General features: G+C 48.2%; 20 protein-coding genes. 12 read left to right on the top strand and 8 right to left on the bottom strand.

Features of this window, described 5'->3' with window-relative positions:
• Positions 1–2: 2 nt before the first annotated feature.
• Together deoD and rpsT are read right to left on the bottom strand one after the other, a co-directional pair.
• Positions 3–707, bottom strand: a complete 705-nt coding sequence (gene deoD / locus ACMQ5W_RS09010; protein WP_419024887.1) for a purine-nucleoside phosphorylase — start codon at positions 705–707, stop codon at positions 3–5.
• A 116-nt stretch (positions 708–823) separates the two neighbouring features.
• The gene (gene rpsT, locus ACMQ5W_RS09005; RefSeq protein WP_419024886.1) at positions 824–1,096 is read right to left on the bottom strand and encodes a 30S ribosomal protein S20; all 273 of its coding nucleotides are present in this window, start codon (positions 1,094–1,096) and stop codon (positions 824–826) included.
• Positions 1,097–1,211: 115 nt separating this feature from the next.
• Here rpsT and gpr point away from each other — a divergent pair, with 115 nt between their 5' ends.
• The 8 genes from gpr (at position 1,212) to ACMQ5W_RS08965 (ending at position 9,888) form a co-directional block, all read left to right on the top strand.
• Positions 1,212–2,099 carry a GPR endopeptidase gene (gpr, locus tag ACMQ5W_RS09000; RefSeq protein ID WP_148492592.1) on the top strand — a complete coding sequence of 296 codons (888 nt, stop codon included), beginning with the start codon at positions 1,212–1,214 and terminating at the stop codon, positions 2,097–2,099.
• Between the two features lie 31 nt (positions 2,100–2,130).
• Positions 2,131–2,985 carry a stage II sporulation protein P gene (spoIIP, locus tag ACMQ5W_RS08995; protein ID WP_419024885.1) on the top strand — a complete coding sequence of 285 codons (855 nt, stop codon included), beginning with the start codon at positions 2,131–2,133 and terminating at the stop codon, positions 2,983–2,985.
• 205 nt (positions 2,986–3,190) lie between these two features.
• A complete protein-coding gene (gene lepA / locus ACMQ5W_RS08990) occupies positions 3,191–4,999 on the top strand; it encodes a translation elongation factor 4 (protein ID WP_419024884.1) in 1,809 nt (602 codons plus the stop codon).
• A gap of 282 nt (positions 5,000–5,281) precedes the next feature.
• A complete protein-coding gene (locus ACMQ5W_RS08985; RefSeq protein WP_419024883.1) occupies positions 5,282–5,686 on the top strand; it encodes a hypothetical protein in 405 nt (134 codons plus the stop codon).
• Positions 5,687–5,829: 143 nt separating this feature from the next.
• A complete protein-coding gene (locus ACMQ5W_RS08980) occupies positions 5,830–6,027 on the top strand; it encodes a hypothetical protein (RefSeq protein WP_419024882.1) in 198 nt (65 codons plus the stop codon).
• 10 nt (positions 6,028–6,037) lie between these two features.
• The gene (gene hemW, locus ACMQ5W_RS08975) at positions 6,038–7,141 is read left to right on the top strand and encodes a radical SAM family heme chaperone HemW (RefSeq protein ID WP_419024881.1); all 1,104 of its coding nucleotides are present in this window, start codon (positions 6,038–6,040) and stop codon (positions 7,139–7,141) included.
• A 101-nt stretch (positions 7,142–7,242) separates the two neighbouring features.
• The gene (gene glpK, locus ACMQ5W_RS08970) at positions 7,243–8,733 is read left to right on the top strand and encodes a glycerol kinase GlpK (RefSeq protein WP_419024880.1); all 1,491 of its coding nucleotides are present in this window, start codon (positions 7,243–7,245) and stop codon (positions 8,731–8,733) included.
• Positions 8,734–8,757: 24 nt separating this feature from the next.
• Positions 8,758–9,888: an acyltransferase family protein gene (locus tag ACMQ5W_RS08965; protein WP_419024879.1), complete on the top strand. Its 1,131-nt coding sequence runs from the start codon at positions 8,758–8,760 to the stop codon at positions 9,886–9,888.
• Between the two features lie 81 nt (positions 9,889–9,969).
• On the opposite strand, the gene ACMQ5W_RS08960 is transcribed toward ACMQ5W_RS08965, so the two are convergent.
• Complete coding sequence (locus ACMQ5W_RS08960) at positions 9,970–10,755, bottom strand: Uma2 family endonuclease (RefSeq protein ID WP_419024878.1); 786 nt, start codon at positions 10,753–10,755, stop codon at positions 9,970–9,972.
• Between the two features lie 200 nt (positions 10,756–10,955).
• Between ACMQ5W_RS08960 and ACMQ5W_RS08955 the strand changes: the two genes are divergently transcribed.
• The 4 genes from ACMQ5W_RS08955 (at position 10,956) to yaaA (ending at position 14,205) form a co-directional block, all read left to right on the top strand.
• Positions 10,956–11,432, top strand: coding sequence for an RNA polymerase sigma factor (locus ACMQ5W_RS08955; RefSeq protein ID WP_419024877.1), 477 nt, complete (start codon positions 10,956–10,958; stop codon positions 11,430–11,432).
• Entirely contained in the window at positions 11,429–12,331 is a 903-nt protein-coding gene (locus ACMQ5W_RS08950; protein ID WP_419024876.1) for a hypothetical protein, read from the top strand. Before ACMQ5W_RS08955 ends, ACMQ5W_RS08950 begins: the two co-directional genes overlap by 4 nt.
• Positions 12,332–12,946: 615 nt before the next feature.
• Positions 12,947–13,462: a DUF4190 domain-containing protein gene (locus ACMQ5W_RS08945; protein ID WP_419024875.1), complete on the top strand. Its 516-nt coding sequence runs from the start codon at positions 12,947–12,949 to the stop codon at positions 13,460–13,462.
• Entirely contained in the window at positions 13,459–14,205 is a 747-nt protein-coding gene (yaaA, locus tag ACMQ5W_RS08940) for a peroxide stress protein YaaA (RefSeq protein WP_419024874.1), read from the top strand. Before ACMQ5W_RS08945 ends, yaaA begins: the two co-directional genes overlap by 4 nt.
• A 217-nt stretch (positions 14,206–14,422) precedes the next feature.
• Here yaaA and ACMQ5W_RS08935 read toward each other — a convergent pair whose 3' ends face one another.
• Genes ACMQ5W_RS08935 through ACMQ5W_RS08915 form a run of 5 tightly spaced genes read right to left on the bottom strand, consistent with a single transcriptional unit; the run spans position 14,423 to position 19,370 of the window.
• Positions 14,423–15,217, bottom strand: a complete 795-nt coding sequence (locus tag ACMQ5W_RS08935) for an SDR family oxidoreductase (RefSeq protein WP_419024873.1) — start codon at positions 15,215–15,217, stop codon at positions 14,423–14,425.
• Positions 15,218–15,231: 14 nt separating this feature from the next.
• Complete coding sequence (locus ACMQ5W_RS08930; RefSeq protein WP_419024872.1) at positions 15,232–16,128, bottom strand: fumarylacetoacetate hydrolase family protein; 897 nt, start codon at positions 16,126–16,128, stop codon at positions 15,232–15,234.
• Positions 16,129–16,139: 11 nt separating this feature from the next.
• Entirely contained in the window at positions 16,140–17,174 is a 1,035-nt protein-coding gene (locus ACMQ5W_RS08925; RefSeq protein WP_419024871.1) for a Gfo/Idh/MocA family oxidoreductase, read from the bottom strand.
• Positions 17,175–17,187: 13 nt separating this feature from the next.
• Positions 17,188–18,165 carry a succinylglutamate desuccinylase/aspartoacylase family protein gene (locus tag ACMQ5W_RS08920; RefSeq protein ID WP_419024870.1) on the bottom strand — a complete coding sequence of 326 codons (978 nt, stop codon included), beginning with the start codon at positions 18,163–18,165 and terminating at the stop codon, positions 17,188–17,190.
• A gap of 14 nt (positions 18,166–18,179) precedes the next feature.
• Entirely contained in the window at positions 18,180–19,370 is a 1,191-nt protein-coding gene (locus ACMQ5W_RS08915; RefSeq protein WP_419024869.1) for a pyridoxal phosphate-dependent aminotransferase, read from the bottom strand.
• Positions 19,371–19,402 lie beyond the last annotated feature (32 nt).

Below are 19,402 nucleotides of genomic sequence, written 5' to 3'. Positions count from 1 at the left end.
AGCTATTGGACAGCAGCTTCCAGCGCCAGTTTCATCATATCGGTAAATTTATTTTGACGTTCTGCCACGGTGGCTTTTTCGCCGGTTACAAAGTGATCGCTGATGGTCATCATGGCTAGAGCGTTTTTTCCTTTGTAGGCGGCATTCATGTAGAGTGCCGCTGCTTCCATCTCTACGGCGAGTACATCCATAGATGCCCACTGCTTCCACCACTGGCCGCCCAGTTCGTAGAACACGTCACAGGAAACCGTATTGCCGGCTTTGAAAGGAATACCTGTATCGCGGCCTGCATCCATGACTTTTGTCAGCAGCTCAAAGCTGACGGAAGGAGAATACTGTCCGGGAATCTGAAATGCATGCTGATAGTTTGAATCTGTGGAAGTGGCAAGGGTGACCAGGATGTCTCCCACGCTGATACTTTCGTGGAAAGCGCCGGCAGTGCCGATCCTGATGATGTTTTCTACTTCATATTCTGAGAAGAGTTCCCAGGAATAGATGCCCATAGACGGCATGCCCATGCCGCTGCCCTGGACGGATACTGGTACCCCTTTGTAAGTACCGGTGTAACCGTACATATTGCGTATTTCAGAATACCGAACGGCGTTTTCTAAAAAATTTTCCGCGATAAACTGCGCCCGCAGTGGATCGCCAGGCATTAAGACAGTTTTTGCAATTTGTCCTTTAGAGGCTCCGATATGTAATGACATAAAATCAGTCCTTTCTGATTATTTTTGGTAAAGAAAAAACGATGGGAGACACATCCATCGTTTTTGTAGCTCTCGCTTGTGTATTTAACTTATACACCGGTGGGGACGGGTGAGACTTAGTTAGCTGCTTTTGCAGCGTTGAATCTTTTTGCCAGTCTGGAAATTTTTCTAGAAGCAGCTTTTTTGTTGATCGTTCCTTTGGCAGCAGCCTGCATTAACTTCTTTTCTGCTAAAGTAAGTTTTTCTGCAGCCAATTCGAAGTTTTTCTCTTCTAATGCGTTGTCAAAGTTCTTAAGAACTGACTTAAGATGATCTTTTACTCTTCTGTTTCTAGCTGTTTTCTTGTCGATGACTTTGATTCTTTTTTTTGCGGATTTAATGTTTGCCATAATTGTTCACCCCACTATATAAATTTTTAGCATTTTTTTAGCTAAATTCGCACATCTTAGTATATACGAAGACAAGTTGTTTTGCAAGGGAATTTTTGAAAAAGGAGAGAGAAAAATGAAATATAGGACAGACCTTGCCGTTGAAGGCGTAGAAAATCTTTCAGAGGCGGGAAAAAAACCGAAAATGGACGACGGCATCGTGGTGAATAAAGAGGAAATTGATGAAGACATCAGAGTGACCACCATAGATATCGTCAATCCAAAGGGTGAGATCATATTGGGAAAGCCCTGCGGCAGATATGTGACCATGGAAGTGGATGGCGTCATCGACGAAAAAGACGGCATCATAGAACGGGCTGCAAAGGCTTTGGCCGGCGAGTTGTCAAAGCTTGTCAAGCACAACTACTATCTGAAGGTTCTGGTCGTCGGCCTCGGCAATGAAAAAGTGACACCGGACAGCCTTGGACCGAATACCGTATCGAAGGTGAAGATTACCAGTCATCTGTTTAAAATCTTTGACAGAGATGGTGATCAGGAACTGTCAAATGTCTGCGGTCTGGCTCCCGGCGTCACAGCTACCACCGGAATGGAGACCGCAGAACTGATTGAAAAGACTGTGGATATGACGAAACCCGACGTAGTGATCGCCATAGATTCCCTGGCGGCCCGAAACATCAACAGGGTCAGCACCACCATTCAGATCAGCGATACGGGTATCTCTCCAGGAGCAGGCATGGGTAATATGAGAAAGCAGCTCAATGAAGAGACTTTGGGCACCAAGGTGATCGCCATCGGTGTGCCTACAGTGATCGATTCCAAGACCGTGATTATGGAAGCGATGGATCAGATTCACGTGCCTGAGAACCAGGTCAGTAATTATCTGTCCGGCAGGGATTTCGACATGGTTGTCACATCTACGGATATCGATATCGTCATAAAATATTTCTCGGACATTATCGCAAAAGCCATTAATATCACTCTTCACCCTGGCATATACTCTTAAAGGATTATTTGAAGATCTGCCAGGGGGGAGTATGAGTAAGAAAAATTTAATTGTTTTTTTCGTGTTTATATATCTTGTGACAGTAGCGCTGCTGATCAAGGACATGGCAGGCACAGCGGTCAGTGGGGACAATCTTACTGCCATGTGCCTGGAAAGCAGCCTGCCGTGTATGGATATCGTCGCAGATGACGACCAGAAATCCGAACCGGCGGGGAATGCCGTGACCACGGATTCCAAGGATAAGGCGAAAACCGAAGAACCGGTCACAAAGTCGACCAAAAAGGGGAAAAATGGCGATCCAAAGGTTTTGATTTACCACACCCATGCGACAGAAAGCTATCTGCCTTCATCTCAGGGGAACTTCCATATTTTGCAGGAAGAAAATACGGTTCGTGACGCAGGAAACGTGCTGGAGGCCACTTTGGAGGATGCGGGAATCGCCGTCATTCACGATAAGACGCTCCATGATAACCCGTCCTATGATAATTCTTATACGCGAAGTTTTGAGACGGTAAAAGCACTTTTGAAAAAGTACCCGTCTATCGAATGTATCATAGATTTACATAGGGACGCGACGCCGGGAACGGAGGCAGGTCCGGTACAGACGGTAAACGGCAAAACCTGCGCTGTCTATTCTTATGTCATCAGCAACACGACAGAGACCTACAGCGCCAACAGCAGCTTCCTCGGAAAGCTGAACGGTATTGCAAAGGATTTTGACGGATACACGGGAGAAATACTGGAACGGCCGTATTGGTATAATCAAGAGCTCTCTGGAAAATCCATACTTATAGAAATGGGCAATAACAGGAATAATATAAAGGAAGTCAGAAATTGTGCCGAGGTTTACGGCAAAATTCTGGCAAAAGCACTGAAGGGGAGTTGATTAGCTTGAAGACCTTTGGAAAATCCATTGTTTTGTTTGTTGTCTTTCTGCTGGGGACCGCATCGCTGGTCCATGTAGACAGACAGTGCGCCCAAATTGACGCAAGTCATGTACCTGTCATAGAAAGATTAGAAAATTTCATTGATAAATAGGGCTGTTTGCTATAAAATATAGATTGAATACGTATGTAAAAAGAGAGGTAATTATGGATTATCAGAAATATATCAGGAATTTCAGCATTATAGCGCATATAGATCACGGCAAATCCACATTGGCAGACAGAATTATTGAAAATACCGGGCTGGTTGCCCACCGGGACATGAAAGAGCAGTTTCTGGACAATATGGATCTGGAACGGGAAAGAGGCATTACAATTAAGCTGCAGACCACCAGGCTTGTCTATAAGGCAAAAGATGGCAATGAGTACATCTTCAACCTCATAGACACGCCGGGTCATGTAGACTTTACATATGAGGTTTCGAGAAGTCTGGCTGCCTGTGAGGGAGCCGTTCTTGTCGTTGACTCCACCCAGGGTGTGGAAGCACAGACCATGGCCAACGTGTATCTGGCTTTGGATGAAGATTTGGAAATCCTCCCTTGCCTGAACAAAATCGACCTGGCAAGTTCACGGCCTGATGAGACCAAAGAGGAAATCGAAGAGATGATCGGCATCGATGCCTCGGAGGCTCCGCTGGTTTCGGCAAAAGAGGGTATCGGCATAGGGGACCTTTTGGAAGCTGTGGTAAAGACCATCCCTGCGCCACAAGGGGACGAGCATGGAAAGCTGAAGGCTTTGATTTTCGACTCCGTGTATGACAACTACAAAGGTGTCGTCATCTACGCAAGAATCTTTGATGGACAAGTCAAGGTGGGAGACGTGATCCGTCTGATGAGTACCAACAAGAAATACGAAGTGACAGAAGTCGGCGTCATGGCTCCGGGCCATGTTCCTACCAAATTCCTGCGAGCTGGCGAAGTAGGCTATATCTGTGCGTCCATCAAGCAGGTCAAAGATGCCCGCGTGGGCGATACGGTGACTTTGGACAAGAATCCGACAGAAGAGGCTCTGTCAGGATACAAGAAAGTACAGTCCATGGTTTACTGCGGTATTTACCCGGCAGAAGGAGAAAAGTATGAAGGTGTCAAGGACGCGCTGGAAAAGCTTCAAGTCAATGACGCTGCCTTTCTGTTTGAGCCGGAGACTTCAACTGCTTTGGGGTTTGGATTCAGGTGTGGTTTCCTAGGCCTGCTGCACATGGAAATCATCGTAGAACGTTTGGAAAGAGAGTTCGGCCTGGCGGTTATCACCACTTCGCCCAGTGTCGTATACAAGGTCGTCATGAATGACGGCACGGAAGAAATGATTCAGAATCCGACCAACTTGCCGGATCTGACTTTGATCGACCACATTGAAGAGCCGATTGTAAAGGCAGATATTATGATACCAAAAGAGTATGTAGGCGCTATTATGGAGCTCTGTCAGGACCGACGGGGCAAGATGCTCCACATGGAATATGTGGCGGAAACCAGAGTCCAGCTACACTACGAACTGCCGCTCAACGAAGTCATCTACGATTTCTTCGATGCGCTCAAGTCAAAGACCCGCGGCTACGGTTCCCTGGACTACGAGTTCATCCGCTACGAGAAGTCTCAGCTAGTGAAGCTGGACGTGCTTCTCAATAAGGATCTGGTGGACGCCTTCTCCATGATCGTTCACGAATCAAAGGCTTATGCCCGCGGTAAATTCGTCTGCGATAAGCTGAAGGAAATCATTCCGATGCACCAGTTCGAGGTGCCGATTCAAGCCGCTGTGGGTCAGAAGATCATCGCCCGTTCCACAGTGCGCGCTTATCGCAAGGACGTTATCGCCAAGTGCTACGGCGGCGACATCTCTCGTAAGAAGAAGCTGCTGGAAAAGCAGAAAGAAGGAAAGAAGCGTATGCGCCAGTTCGGTAAGGTGGAAGTGCCACAGGAAGCCTTTACCGCAGTGCTGAAGTATGATGAGAATAAATGACCCTATTTTGCAAGGTTCGCAGACGCAGGAGCAGATATTTTCTGAAAATCGCTCGCAGTATTTTGGGAATCAAACAAAACAGTGTTTGATTCCGGCAAAATACGTTTGCTCATTCATTTCGAAAATATTGCTGCTCCTTGCGTAAAGCTCCCCTTGCAAAACAGATCATTTATTAGTGGGTAAGCTGCCTGGGATTCTGTGGAGGCTTGTTTATGGAAAAGAGAATTCTATTAAGCTAGCAGACAGAAAAATCGGGATTTGTTAAGGGAGCAAAGCGAGATAATGAACGATAAATTAAAGCCCAAAAAGGTAACAAAAATTGTATATAATTGTTTGCTTTTATTTGTTGCTATACTAGTATGCATACGTTGGATGAGCGTCTTTCATAATGACATAGTAGTTATTAATGCAGAAATAAATTCTCATATCTCAAACTTTGCATTAAGTTTGGTGTTCTATTTAGGTGTGGGCTTTACTTGGATTTTACAAAAAAATACATTTAATAAAATAATTTTATTGGGCTTGTTTATTATTATTGCAAATGTTATATGCGAAACAGTAATGGGTTTTATGAACACAACTGATATCCTAGATGCAATATATGGCATAGTTGGAACTTTAATAGGTTTTTGTTACTTCTTAGTGATAAATAAATACGGACTAGAAGTTATTCATGATGAAAGTTAAGTTATATACAACTTCCAGTTAATCGGGACGCTTGAGCTGACATCGTAATGAATGTGGAGATATATGCTGAACGTATCTGATAAGCATAATCAGCAGGGCGACAATTCATGCCGCTTAAACGAAAGAAATTAAGGAGTGCTCTTATGAACAACGAAGAACGTCTCGTACAATTTGAGAAGATGAAAAAGTCCATCGAGGACCAGCATGCCGATATCGTGAACAAAATGGACAGGCTGCGGGCCGAGGGCAGACAGAAATCGGCTACGTACATGCAGCTGATGGCAAACAAGATGACCTTTGAAAATATGCTCAAGCTGTATGAGCTGTACGACATTGATTGAGAGGCAGAGAATGAAACCCTTAGGCATTTACATTCACATTCCGTTCTGCCTGTCAAAGTGCAGCTACTGCGGATTTTATTCCCGCGGCGGCGCGGCGGCAGCGGAACAGGAATCATATATACAATCGTTGATAAACGATATAAAGATGTACAGCAGTTTATATGGCAGCCGTTATCTGGTGGATACCATCTTTATCGGCGGCGGCACGCCATCTATACTCGACCCAGGCTTAATCGGACAGGTGCTGGATGCCCTCCGGGCACACTTTGATATCACAGAAGATGCAGAGATCACCATAGAGTCCAATCCTAAGACTTTGACGGAAGAAAAACTCCGCGCTTACAGGCGGCTCGGAATCAATAGACTTTCCATCGGTTTGCAGTCCTTTGATGAAAACTGCCTGAGGAGGCTTGGCAGGGTTCACACGGCACAGGATTTTGCAGATAATTTTCAGATGGCGAGGACCTGTGGTTTCGACAATATCAATGTAGACCTGATGTTCGCGATTCCCGGTCATACGATGGAAATCTGGGAGGACACTCTGGGACGAGCCATTGATCTTGCGCCGGAACACATTTCTTTTTACAGCCTGCAAATTGAAGAAGGAACGCCTTTTTACGATATGTTCATGGCAGGGGAGTTTGATCAGATTCCCGACGATGTGGACAGAGAAATGTATCATATTGCAATAAGGCGATTTAAAGAAGCTGGCTACGAGCATTACGAGATTTCCAACTGTGCAAAGCCGGGCAGGCAGTGCAGACACAACTTGAAATACTGGTCCATGGAGGACTATCTGGGTATCGGCAGCGGTGCCAGTTCTTATGTAGACGGTATCCGCTTTACACAGCCGCCTTTGTCGTTCTTTCACGAGAATGGGTTGGCCGATGATACGGCAGAATTTGTTTTCACGGGTCTTCGAAAAACCAGCGGAATCAATCTGGATGCGTTTAAAGAACGTTACGGCAGGGCCTTTTGGAACATATTTGCTGATCGGCGCAGTGCGCTCAGCCAATACTTCGAAAGCGGTCAGCTGGTGGAAGAGGATGGAATTTTGAGACTCACTGAAGAGGGTTTTGATATATCTAACGCAATCATGGCAGTTTTCGTATAATGGTTCTCGCCCCAATTTCAGAAAGAAATTGCAGGGGAGACCTGATGCTTTAACACCCCGGTTTCAGCCGGTGAGGTGCTAGTCGTATAGGAGGAAGCATTATGAACAAATATATCTTAGCATTAGACCAGGGCACGACTAGTTCCCGATGCATCATTTACGATAAAAAGGGGAACATGGTCAGTGTAGCACAGAAGGAATTCAGACAATACTACCCGCAGCAGGGCTGGGTGGAACACGATGCCAATGAGATTTGGTCTACCCAGATGACGGTAGCCCACGAAGCCATGCTCAAGGCGGGCGTGACATATAAGCATATTGAAGCCATCGGCATTACCAACCAGCGGGAGACCACGGTAGTCTGGGACAAGCATACGGGAGAACCGGTACACAATGCTATCGTATGGCAGTGCAGGCGTACCGCGGAATACTGCGATCAGCTCATGGAGCAGGGATTAGCAGATTCTTTTAAAGAAAAGACGGGGCTTTTGATCGACGCTTACTTCAGCGCCACAAAGCTGCGCTGGATTTTGGAGAACGTGGAAGGAGCAAGAGAAAAAGCGGAGGCTGGGGACTTGCTCTTTGGCACCATCGAGACCTGGCTGATTTGGAAAATGACAGGAGGCAGGGTGCACGTGACAGACTACTCCAATGCCTCTAGAACCATGATGTTCAATATCAATACGCTGCAGTGGGATGATGAAATACTCTCTATTTTGGATATACCAAAGTCGATGCTGCCGGAGCCGCGTCCTTCCAGTGAAGTGTATGGAGAGACGGAGAGCACTCTCTTTGCCGGTCCTATCAAAATCGCTGGCGCGGCAGGAGATCAGCAGGCGGCCCTGTTTGGGCAGACCTGTTTTCAGGAAGGAGAGGCTAAGAGTACCTATGGGACAGGCTGTTTCCTTCTATTAAATACGGGAGAAAAACCTGTATTTTCTCAGAACGGGCTTCTGACTACCGTAGCCTGGGGGCTGAATGGAAAGGTCAACTATGCTTTGGAAGGATCAGTCTTCGTGTGCGGCGCCGCGATTCAGTGGCTGCGAGATGAACTCTCTCTGATGAAAAATTCTGCTGAGTCTGAAAGAATGGCCCTCTCTGTGAAAGACTCCAACGGAGTCTATGTGGTTCCTGCCTTTGTAGGGCTTGGGGCGCCTTATTGGGATCCTTATGCCCGTGGCTCTATCTTCGGGCTGACGAGAGGGGCGAACAAAAATCATCTCGTGCGCGCGACTTTAGAATCTTTGGCCTATCAAGCCAGCGATTTGCTGTATGCCATGGCTTCCGACTTGGGTAAGGAACTGCTGTCCTTGAAAGTGGACGGCGGAGCTTGTGCGAATAATTTCCTGATGCAGTTCCAAGCTGATATTCTGGGCAAAGACGTCCTGCGGCCGCAGTGTATTGAGACGACGTCTCTCGGCGCGGCTTATCTGGCCGGGCTGGCGACAGGTTATTGGAAGAATCAGAATGATGTATTGGAAAACTGGCAGATCGACAAGACCTTTGTCCCAGCGATGGAGGACTTTCAGAGGCAGGCGCTTTTGTCTGGCTGGAAGAAGGCGGTGGAGCGTGCCATCGGATGGGCAAAATAACAGTAATAAATTGGAGGACTTTTTATGGGTGAAATCAAACAGAGAGATTATGTATTTGATACTTTTCGCGGACTGTGCATGTGGTGCATCCCGATTTCCCATTTTACGAGAATGGCAGGGCATTTCAGCCACGACTCTGTCAGCGGTGTCATATATATCACGATTAATGTCTTTGTCATGCAGGCGTTTATGTTTCTATCCGGATATTTTTCGAAGAAACCAGAAAAGAGCAGGCAGATTGCCTTTAAGACCTTTCTTTGGCCGTATATACTGAGTATCTTTTTCTTCTATGGGGTGAGAACTCTGCTATGGGGTCACGCGAATCTGTACTTTGATCAGCCGCCATTTGCCATGTGGTTTATGTTTGCACTGTTCCTGTACAAGTTGTTCCAGAAGAACTACATAAAGATTCCGCATTTCTTTGCGATGACCTTTGTGCTATATTTAGTTGCCGGATGTATCCCTTTCTTGACGGAATATTTGTCATTGGGCAGACTTGTGTCTTATTTCTCGTTCTTTTTCTTGGGGTACTACTGCAATGCGGAACACATCGCCAAGATCAAATGCCTCAAGAAGTGGCAGAGCCTGATCCTGGGGATTGTGCTGGTGGGTATTTCTATCTATCTGGCCTATGGACTGACTGGAATTCCAGTAGAATGGTACTTGCTCAGACGGCCTGGCGCAGAAATCGGCGTCGTATCGTATGTGGATATTTTGATGCGCTTCGTGCTGTTTGTCCTCGGCTGCGCGTGGCTTGTGCTGATGTTCAATATTTTACCAGGCAAGGACAATTATCTGGCCTATGTGGGCAGAAACACCATGCCAGTCTATATTTTCCACCTGGTGGTGAGACAGTGGATCAAAAAACACGGCATCACCATGGGATTCTTTGCCTTGCCGGAGGCGGGCAGCCCTCTGTATCTGATATTGATTCTCGGCCTGGCATCTCTGTGTGTCGTGGTATTCTCCTCAAAGCCGGTATCAAAACTCTATGATTTTCTGGTGGACGGGCTGTACGATATCCTGATGTGGCTCATCAATCACATTGTGCTGAATGTCTTTGGCACTGTGGAGAAAGTTTTAACCCTGGCTGGTCTTGGTACGGTAGACTGGCTGGGCAGGCAGAAGACAGCTGCCGAAAAAGATCGCAAATAGCGCGGATGATGGAATCTGCCCGAAATGCATTTGAAATAGCATGTTTCGGGCAGATTTTTAAATTTGGATATGGATAGGGTATCAGTCTCTGTAGAGGAAGCTGATATAGTCGTACATCTTCTTGAAATCGATCTGGCACTGGCCGTCCAGAATGGATACGGTTACGTTATCTTCGAAGCCACAGATGAGGGGATAGTCCTCGTGCTCGAAGTCGTAGATGGAGACGGCCTTCTTGTCCGGGTCGATCATCCAGTATTCCCGTACACCGGCATTCATGTACTTGTTCAGTTTGATGATCATGTCCTTCTTTTTGGTGGAAGGAGACAGGACCTCCAGGACGAAATCAGGTGCGCCGTAGACGCAGCGATTGATGACCTTGTCCCGGTCACAGACCACGATGACGTCCGGTTCGACCATGGTCTTGTCGTCGCAGTCAAGCTGCACATCGATGGGAGAAATCATCGGAAGACAGCCGCCTTGCTCCTTGGCGACGTGATTAAATAACTGAGCATAAATATACCCTGCAATCAGCTGATGGGCGGATGCAGGCGAGGTCATGCTGTAGATGACACCATCGATCAGCTCGATGCGATAGTCCTCGGGAAAGGCATAGAAATCCTCCAGGGTGTAGTCGCCTTGCTTTTTGGTCAGGTAGGGGGCGGTGGTTTCGTTGACGAAGCTTTTGCCTGTGGAGGTCGGTTCTCCCAGAACCTGCTCCAAAGCCTGCAGCGTTGCATAGCGGGGATAACTGGTTTCACCACTGAAAATCTTCTGTACAGTGCCGAGGGGGACGCCGGAAAGCTCTGCTACCTTGGCGTTGGAGTAACCCAGCTCTCTTTTGCGGCGTTTCAATTCTTGGATGGTCATGATAATACGCTCCTTTCGGATGAAATACGGTTTTAAATATATCCTGTATTTATTTGATTATAACACAATTGAAACCGAAATGAAACCTTAATGCTGAAAAATATATTTGAATTCGGGTTAGTATAGAATATTTTGATTTGTTTTGACCATAGCGCCTCGCCAGCTGTATATATAGTGAACGCATGAAGGAGTGTGATAGGATGAATACCAGGGAATTTGAAGAGAAGTATGACCAGTACAAGACTCTCATTTACCGCATCGCCTTTACTTATCTGAAAAATAATGAGGAGTGTGAGGATGCGATGCAGGAGGTCTTTCTAAAGTATCTTTTGTCAGCACCGGAATTTGAGAGCGCTGAACATGAAAAGCGATGGCTGATCAGAGTGACCATCAATTACTGCAAGAACAACCTGAAGCTTTTTTGGAATTCTCGCAGAGGCGCCATGGAAGAGATTGAGCAGCTTCCTGCCGATGCTGAAGAAAAAGTGATTTTGGAAGAGATTCTCAATCTACCGGAGAAGTTCAAAATCGTCATCTATCTGTATTATGTGGAAGGGTACAAGTGTGCAGAAATCGCAGAGATTTTAGGCATGAAGGAGTCTGCCGTCAAAATGCGGCTGAAAAAGGGACGGGAATTGCTGAAAATTCAATGGGAGAAAGGGGAGGTGTTTGCATGAATGAGAACAGGATCAGAGATGCGTTCGAAACCATGAATACCACAAAAGAGATGGATAGGCGGATTCTAGAAGCAGTTCATAGCGGCCAGGAAACGCAGAAGGGGCGGCCGCGCAGAAGGAGTCGCAGATTTTATCACCGCCTGGCCTTGGCTGCAGCGATCGTGCTGACATTGTTCACCGTATTTCAGATTCCGCAGGTGGCGACCTATGCGGAGACCATTGTGAAGACCTTTACTAACGTATTCCGTGTGCAGGGCGAGGAAGTAAAGACAGAAGGAAAATTCCTAGAACTGGATGAGGATGCAGGCAATGAGATGGAGAAATTTGACACGTTGCGTCAGGTAGAAAAGAAAATTAATATTAAATTGTTAAAATACGATCAGGGTTATGAAAAGAATCTGGCATGGCAGTATTCTCCCTGGACGGATTACTCTGAAGGAATACCTGATGATGAAATCTTCGGTGTTACGATAACAAATGACTACTATATTCTAGGGGATTTAAAGAATGTAAAGATTAATTCCCATCAAGAAGCTTCTACGGTGAACAGCATTATATATGAGAAAGGAAAAAACTTCGGAACGCCGATCAAATGTCAGATTATCATCTATACTTCTGCGTTTTATGAGGCGCGGGACGGGGATGGAGGTATGGAAAACGGCATTTTAGATTATGACAGCATCATAAATCAGGAGACGGCAACCACGTATCAGTGCAAAAACCTGGATACAGAAGTGATTCTATACGAGATCGTAACGGATGGTCCCGCTGCCTGGGAGCAAGTGGAAGGCTTCCCAGTCACTTTTATGATACTATCCTACGATGGAATCACTTATGAGTTTTGCGGACAGGTCAGTAAAGATACCATGAAGGAAATAGCAGAAAACCTACATTACTAATAATAATTACGAGAAAAGCACCTGTTGATTACGGGTGCTTTTTCGTGGACTTTAATAAAATAGGGAGTGGGGAATTGTATAAGGCGGCATTTATGATATACGTATACCCGGCTGTGTTTACAGGATGTGCTGTGGGATTATCTGGACATCTGAATATTCCTGTCACTGCAAAGGGTATGGTGCCTTCATTCGTCAAAAAATTGAATTTGATGGCACAAAACACTGTCCGAGCCTGCATTCCCGCCTTCATTTTTGGATTTTTTAAATTTACTTGCACCACTCCCTTTGCAAATGCGGATTAGATTTACAAAATATTACATTTAATCTAAAAAATGGGATGATTTTGATCGGCGTCTGTCAATATAGAAGGGCAAATACCTTTGAAATCAATCGAATTTTCCGCCTGCGCGCAAATAGAGAGCTGGAATCCAAAAATGAAGGCGCATTGGTTTACAATAATCAAATAATCCGCCAGTAATAAGCAAAAAAATGAAAATGAAGGCGCATCCCTACATCCATCTGCCGCATTTCGGTCTGATTTCCCCTCTGTCCCTAACCTCAAGATTATGTTACAATGGGTAAAACAATATCGCCGCATGATGAGGAGACAAGACTATGGATACAAAACCGAACTTACAAAAAGATAACATAAAAGAGCAGGATTTTTTTACGCCAGAGGGCTATATCAGGCCGAATGCTTGTGCCGGCCCAGATAGGCAGACCAACCTGGATGCTCACCCCACTGCGGATGCTATCCCTGTTCCAGCCGCTCACACTGGCGCTAGTGCCGCTATGGTGGTAAAATCCGAACAAGGCGGCTCCACCATCGTGGATTTTGACTATGACAAATATGCCGATGTGGAGAGGAAGGCCACCCATACCAACGCGATTGCCGGACTGACTTTAGGGATTTTGTCCCTGGTAGCTGTCTGGTTTAGTGGACTGATTGCGATAGTGCTGAGCATCGCGGGCATCATCTTTTCGCTCATGGGCAGGGCGGAACCTGGTGGAAAGTCCATGGCGACAGGTGGCCTGGTCTGTTCCATCATAGGCCTTTCATTGTCGCTCTTGTCTATCATATGGACACTTTTCTTTATCGGCAGCGTCATAGGAGAAGTGATTTCTATATGACTATGAAAATCATCATCTCACCGGCAAAGAAGATGAACGTTAACACGGACATTTTTCCCTGCAGGAATCTGCCGTTTTTTATGGAGGCTGCGAAAAAGCTGCTGGACTGCCTGCGGGGACTCACTTATGAAGAGGCAAAGGCGGTATGGAACTGCAGCGACAAGCTTGCGGCGCTGAATTATGATCGGCTGCAGACCATGGATCTGGAAGGGAATCTGACGCCGGCAATCCTGTCTTACGAAGGAATCCAGTATCAATACATGGCGCCGGGGGTTTTCACGACGGAGGCTTACGAGTACGTCGAAGAGCACCTGCGCATTTTGTCCGGGTTTTATGGCATGCTGCGGCCGTTTGACGGGGTCACGCCTTACCGACTGGAGATGCAGGCGAGGCTGGGCTGCGCAGAGATCGACTCCCTGTACGATTTCTGGGAAGGGCGCATCGCGTCAAAGCTCTTCGAGGAGGCGGACACGGTTCTGAACCTGGCGTCAAAAGAGTACAGCAAATGTGTCTCTGCTTATCTGCCCGAGGATAAAAGGATGATCACCTGCGTCTTTGGGGAACTGATCGAGGGGAAGGTCAAAGAGAAGGGCACCATGGTCAAAATGGCCCGCGGGGAGATGGTCAGGTATATGGCAGAAAACCATATCGAAGACATAGAAGAAATCAAGGGCTTTGACCGGCTGGGTTATACATATGCAGAGGCGCTTTCGGATCAGCAGACTTATATATTTTTGAAATGAAAAACGTGGAAATGACGGAATCAAGCGGTCAAACCTGCCAAATCGAGATTTGGGGACTTTTCGCATGAGACCTGCCAACGATTTACTTAAAGTAAATCGGGCTAGGGTTTCAAGATTCCTATTTTCGTATGTCGCCCACGAGGGGTATGCCCTGACAGACAACCCCCTCCGCAGCAGTTTTCCTGCTGCGGAGGGGGTTCGACTATCTCAAGGCTGGTTACAGTGCCTTGACCAGACCGCCGTCAACTAAGATGGTCTGGCCGGTGATGTAGGTGTTAGCTGTAGAGGAGAGCAGGAAGGCGGCCAGCTTGCCGTATTCTTCCGGTTTTCCGTAGCGTCCCAGAGGGATGGTCTTCCAGGTGTTGTTCTGCAGCTGCTCCACCGTGATACCCTGTTTTTCTGCCCGCATCTTGTCCAGATGATCGATACGGGCGGTGCCGATGCGGCCTGGACCGATGACGTTGACCAGGATGTTGTACTTGCCCAGTTCCTGAGACACAGTCTTTGACCAGCCGACGACACCGGCTCTCATGGTATTGGATAAGCCCAAGTTGTCCAGTACAGCTTTGACAGAAGAGGAGGTGGAGTTTACGATTCTGCCGCCGCCGTTTTCCATCATGATCGGCGCAACCTCTCTGACTACGCGCTGATAGGAGAGCAGAGTCAAATCGAAAGCCTTGTACCAGGCTTCATCGTCAAAGGAATTGAGCGGGCCTGCCGGAGGGCCGCCGGCGTTGTTGAAGAGGGCGTAGATAGGGCCGAACTTTTCGCAGGTGGCCTTGACTAGGGCTTTGATGTCCTCTGCCTTGGTCATATCGCCGCAGTAATAAGCCACATTTTCGTTGCCGGTTTCGGCGGTGATTTCTTCCTGCGCCTCTTGCAGCTGCTCTTCAAAGGGGCTGAAGAGCATGACTTTGGCGCCTTCCGCAGCCAGTTCTTTTGCCACTGCTTTGCCCAGGCCGGAGCTTGAGGCCAGCACCAGGGCGCATTTATCTTTTAAACCTAAATCCATATTGTACCTCCAATTTATTTTCTTAACTTCAAATCGATGACCGGATTGACCAGAGGCTCCATGGCGAAACCGTCTGGTCCGAAAATCCTGCACTCCAGGGTGTCGCCTTCCTGGATGTGGACGGCTCTCGGCGTTCCCGTGGAGAGAACGTCGCCAGGCAGCCACCCTTGCATGTGGGAAACCAGGGAGACCAGGCGGGACGGGCTGTGGGTCATGTTGGCTACGGTGTTGGCCGCATGAACTTTGCCGTTGTGAACCGTCTGCACTTCCAACTGAGAGACATCTGAGACTTCATCAGGGGTGACCAGCTGGGGGCCGAAGGTCAGGAAGGTATCGAAACCTTTGACCAGGGTCAGATAGCGGGGATTGAGACGGAGGATGGACTCTTCTGTCATATCTAGAATAGTGGTATAACCAACGATGTAGTCCTGCCAGTCCTCTTCCTCGATAAACTTACACTTCTTACCCATGATGATGCCCAGTTCTGCTTCACCGGTGGTCTTCTTTGCTTCTTCCATGGCAGGAATGCAGATTTCATCTCCTGGCCCTGCGATGCAGGATGCCGGTTTATAAAAGCTGCCGGGAAAGCCCACTGGAGCGCCTTCCCCCAGATCGCCTGCGTGATCTTTGTAGTTGAGGCCGATGCCGAAGATGCGGGGCGGGTTTCGATAGAGCGGTCCGTAGTCCACCTGATCATAAGGCACTGTCTCCATTTCAGAAAGCTCCGCCTTACCGCCGTCCTTGTACCAGCGGGTCAGGCCGGGGATTTCCTCTGTGCAGATTAAATCGTACATTTCTGTGTGCCAGGTCGTGCCTTTGCTGCGGTTGACAGCAGCGATGGTAACGATGCCGTTTTCTGTTACGATGCCGGCCTGTTCGCGGCCGGCATATCTGATGGTTGCTAATCGCATGATCTTTTACCTCACTTTACAAATTGATAGCCTCTGTGGATATTGACGATATCACGCAGGATAGATGCCGCCGCAGGAATGACGCCGGAGGCGCCGCCGATGATGACCAGTTCTCCTAAGGTATCGCAGCAGTAGCGGACGGCTTTATTTTTCCCTTCTACACTGTAGAGCAGCTGATCCTGAGAGAGCTTTGCAAGTTTCACCGTCATGGAAAGCTGGCCGTCTTCTTTTCGCACGGTTTTGCCTACCAGCTTATACTTGCAGGATTCACTGGCGGCCTGGGCAACTTCTGCTGCTGTCAGATGAGTGATGCCTTCCACCTGAATGTCGTCAAGGGTCTTTTTTTCCTGCATCAAAACGTTGGTCAGAATCAAAAGCTTGCCGGCGGTATCCCAGCCTTCCACGTCCAGGGTCGGGTTCGTTTCCGCAATGCCCTGATTCTGGGCTTCTTTCAGTGCCTCGGCGTATTCGCAAGCCTGTTCTTCCATAAACTTGAGAATGAAGTTGGTAGTGCCGTTGAGAACCCCTTCGATAGAGGTGATTTCGCCGCCGGCCAGATCCATGAGCCCGCCGTTGACAGAAGGCAGGGCACCTCCTGTGGTGCAGCCGATGCCCAGCTGTACGCCGTGTTCTTGCGCCAGATGATAAAGTTCGTCGTAGTAGAGCATGATGGGGCCTTTGTCTGATATGACTACGTGCTTTCCGGCTTTCAGCAGCTTTCGCACATAGTCTGCGCCGGGCTGACCGGTCTCCTTGTTGGTCGGCGTCATGATGACAGCAAGGTCTATCGTCTCATCACAGACGATGCGATCTACCGTAATGTCAGCACTGCCTCCTTTGAACCTGGTGATGTCTTTTTCCGTTTCTGTAAAGGCGGCAAGGTGCTGGAGGTCGATGCCCTCTTCCTGATAAATGCCGCCGTAGTAATCGACAACGTAGGGAACCTGGATATGCAAATGGTCCTTTGACAGAACCTCTTCCTGCATGTTGAGCAGGCGCACCAGAGCCTTGCCTACGCCGCCGTAACCGATGATTGCGATGTTCATGTATGATTGCCTCCTAAATGACGCCGATGGCCATCAGGTTGTCTCCTTTGCAAGCTGCAAAGGTTGACATGACCCAGAGGATGACACAGTCTTCTTCTGCGTAGAATTCCTTGTAGATCTCCTGGCCGTGGTAGTCGGTGATGGTTGCCAGATGGCGTCCCTTCTCTATGTGGTCTCCCGGTCTGACAAAGCAATGGTAGATGCCGTCAAATTCCGATTTGAGCCGATAGAAACGGGAAAGCTCCTGCTGGCTGCTGTTTTCTATTTTGACGCCCGGCAGCATGCCCAGATGAATCAGCACGTTGCGTGCGCCGTTGTAATGGAGCATCTTGGTCTTACATTCGACGAGGCCGATGCCGCCGATCTCCGGCTGGATGCTGGGGATGCCCAGTTCACTGACAGCCGCATAAAAGTTGCCCTTGTCCGTGGCGCCTGCACCGGCTGTTTCTGTAAAAGAGACATAATCCAGACCGTAGACCTTTGCCATGGCTCTTGCGATTTCTGTGACGCCGTGGTCCTGCTCATTGATGTGATAAAATGCGTATGGGTGGAGCCATTCGATGCTGTCACCGCTGTGCATATCGATGTGGTACTGGGCTTTGGCCGCGAACTCGTGAATCAGAATATGGCAGAGCCGCTCTGTCATGGAGCCGTCCGGGCAGCCCGGGAAGGTATCGTTGAGGTTCTTGCCGTCGATGGGATTGACAAAGGGCTGCTTTGCCTGAAACGATGCGAAGTTGCACTGGGGCACGCCGATGATGGTGCCGGCCAGATCCTTAGGCTGCAGATCTGCATACAGCTTCAGATTGGCAGCGATGCCGGGGTATTCCGTGCCGTGGACGCCGGAAGTGATGCAGAGGACAGGACCGTCCTGCTCTCCTGCGATAACGTAGTAGGGCAGCAGTGTTTCGCCTCCTTGTCCGTCCGTTACCTGGTAATCTGTAATGAATTTATCTCCTCTGTTGATTTCTCTGTCTAAGATTTTTAACATGGGGACCTCCTGATTTATTTTTTTAGCAGTTTTTCCGTGGCCTCTTTAATCTTGCCCATGGCCTTCTCAATGTTCTCATAGGAGTTGGAGAAGGCGATACGCAGGTAGCCGCTGCCATATTCGCCGAAAGCAGAACCTGGAATCATGGCGACGCCAGCTTCGTTCAGATAATAGTCGGACGCTTCTTCGTCAGTGATACCCAGGGCTTTGATGTTCATAAAGCAGTAAAATGCGCCCTTCGGGCAATTGCAGCTGAGACCTTCTATTTCGTTGATAGAGCGGTATACCAGTTTTCTTCTCTCGTCGAATTGTGCTCTCATTTCTTCGATACATTCCTGCGGTCCGTTCAGGGCGGCTTCGGCAGCGTATTGGCTGACAGAAGTGGCACAGGTTACCGTGTATTGCAGGACACGGATCATGGCGCTGATGAAGTCTGCGTTTTTCGAAGCGGCAAAGCCGATTCTCCAGCCAGTCATAGCGTAAGCCTTTGACACGCCGTTGATGATGATCGTGCGGCCTGCCATATCAGGCAGAGAGGCGATGCTGGTGTGTTTGCTATCATCATATAACAACTTTTCGTAAATTTCATCAGAAAGTACGATTAAATCGTTATCCTTGGCAATCTTGGCGATCTTTTCGAGACTCTCTCTGCTGAGAACGGAACCTGTCGGGTTATTAGGCGAGTTGACGATGATCATCTTCGTCTTGGGGCTGATCAGCTTCTCGATATCTTCGATCTGCACGTTAAAATCGTTTTCTTCTAAAAGGGGATAAGAGACGGTCTTCGCTCCTGCCAGATCGGCACAGTAAAAATAATGAAGCCAGGAAGGGTTGGGCACCAGCACTTCGTCACCAGGATCCAGCAGAGCCGTCATGGCGATGGATACCGCCTGGTTGGCGCCAACGGTGGCGATGATGTCTTCCATTTTCATATCCAGGCCGTTATCGCGGTTGAACTTATCTGCGGCAGCCTGGCGCAGTCCTTCGGTGCCGTAGTTGGATGTGTAATAGGTGTAACCGTCGTCGAGGGCTTTCTTGGCGGCGTCCCTGATGAACGCAGGCGTATCGAAGTTGGGCCGTCCGATGCCCAGATTGATGATCTCTTTGCCTTCTTTTTCTAACCTGCCCGCTGCCTCAAAGACCTTTCTGATGCCGGAGAAGGGGATGGTGTCCATCTTCACGCTCTGTTTCATTTTATTTGTCATAATTAAACCTCCTTGGATGTATCGTATATTGG

Source organism: Emergencia sp., assembly GCF_048465375.1.
Taxonomy (GTDB): Bacteria; Bacillota; Clostridia; order Peptostreptococcales; family Anaerovoracaceae; genus Senimuribacter.
This window is presented reverse-complemented; position numbering and strand designations above follow the sequence as displayed.

Excerpts from the sequence above, each read along its gene's own strand:
- hemW (WP_419024881.1), top strand. The coding sequence starts at position 6,038 with ATGAAACCCTTAGGCATTTACATTCACATTCCGTTCTGCCTGTCAAAG.
- ACMQ5W_RS08985 (WP_419024883.1), top strand. The coding sequence starts at position 5,282 with ATGAACGATAAATTAAAGCCCAAAAAGGTAACAAAAATTGTATATAAT.
- glpK (WP_419024880.1), top strand. The coding sequence starts at position 7,243 with ATGAACAAATATATCTTAGCATTAGACCAGGGCACGACTAGTTCCCGA.
- ACMQ5W_RS08955 (WP_419024877.1), top strand. The coding sequence starts at position 10,956 with ATGAATACCAGGGAATTTGAAGAGAAGTATGACCAGTACAAGACTCTC.
- ACMQ5W_RS08960 (WP_419024878.1), bottom strand. The coding sequence starts at position 10,755 with ATGACCATCCAAGAATTGAAACGCCGCAAAAGAGAGCTGGGTTACTCC.
- yaaA (WP_419024874.1), top strand. The coding sequence starts at position 13,459 with ATGACTATGAAAATCATCATCTCACCGGCAAAGAAGATGAACGTTAAC.
- ACMQ5W_RS08935 (WP_419024873.1), bottom strand. The coding sequence starts at position 15,217 with ATGGATTTAGGTTTAAAAGATAAATGCGCCCTGGTGCTGGCCTCAAGC.
- spoIIP (WP_419024885.1), top strand. The coding sequence starts at position 2,131 with ATGAGTAAGAAAAATTTAATTGTTTTTTTCGTGTTTATATATCTTGTG.
- ACMQ5W_RS08925 (WP_419024871.1), bottom strand. The coding sequence starts at position 17,174 with ATGAACATCGCAATCATCGGTTACGGCGGCGTAGGCAAGGCTCTGGTG.
- ACMQ5W_RS08950 (WP_419024876.1), top strand. The coding sequence starts at position 11,429 with ATGAATGAGAACAGGATCAGAGATGCGTTCGAAACCATGAATACCACA.
- ACMQ5W_RS08980 (WP_419024882.1), top strand. The coding sequence starts at position 5,830 with ATGAACAACGAAGAACGTCTCGTACAATTTGAGAAGATGAAAAAGTCC.
- rpsT (WP_419024886.1), bottom strand. The coding sequence starts at position 1,096 with ATGGCAAACATTAAATCCGCAAAAAAAAGAATCAAAGTCATCGACAAG.
- ACMQ5W_RS08965 (WP_419024879.1), top strand. The coding sequence starts at position 8,758 with ATGGGTGAAATCAAACAGAGAGATTATGTATTTGATACTTTTCGCGGA.
- gpr (WP_148492592.1), top strand. The coding sequence starts at position 1,212 with ATGAAATATAGGACAGACCTTGCCGTTGAAGGCGTAGAAAATCTTTCA.
- ACMQ5W_RS08945 (WP_419024875.1), top strand. The coding sequence starts at position 12,947 with ATGGATACAAAACCGAACTTACAAAAAGATAACATAAAAGAGCAGGAT.
- ACMQ5W_RS08930 (WP_419024872.1), bottom strand. The coding sequence starts at position 16,128 with ATGCGATTAGCAACCATCAGATATGCCGGCCGCGAACAGGCCGGCATC.
- ACMQ5W_RS08915 (WP_419024869.1), bottom strand. The coding sequence starts at position 19,370 with ATGACAAATAAAATGAAACAGAGCGTGAAGATGGACACCATCCCCTTC.
- ACMQ5W_RS08920 (WP_419024870.1), bottom strand. The coding sequence starts at position 18,165 with ATGTTAAAAATCTTAGACAGAGAAATCAACAGAGGAGATAAATTCATT.
- deoD (WP_419024887.1), bottom strand. The coding sequence starts at position 707 with ATGTCATTACATATCGGAGCCTCTAAAGGACAAATTGCAAAAACTGTC.
- lepA (WP_419024884.1), top strand. The coding sequence starts at position 3,191 with ATGGATTATCAGAAATATATCAGGAATTTCAGCATTATAGCGCATATA.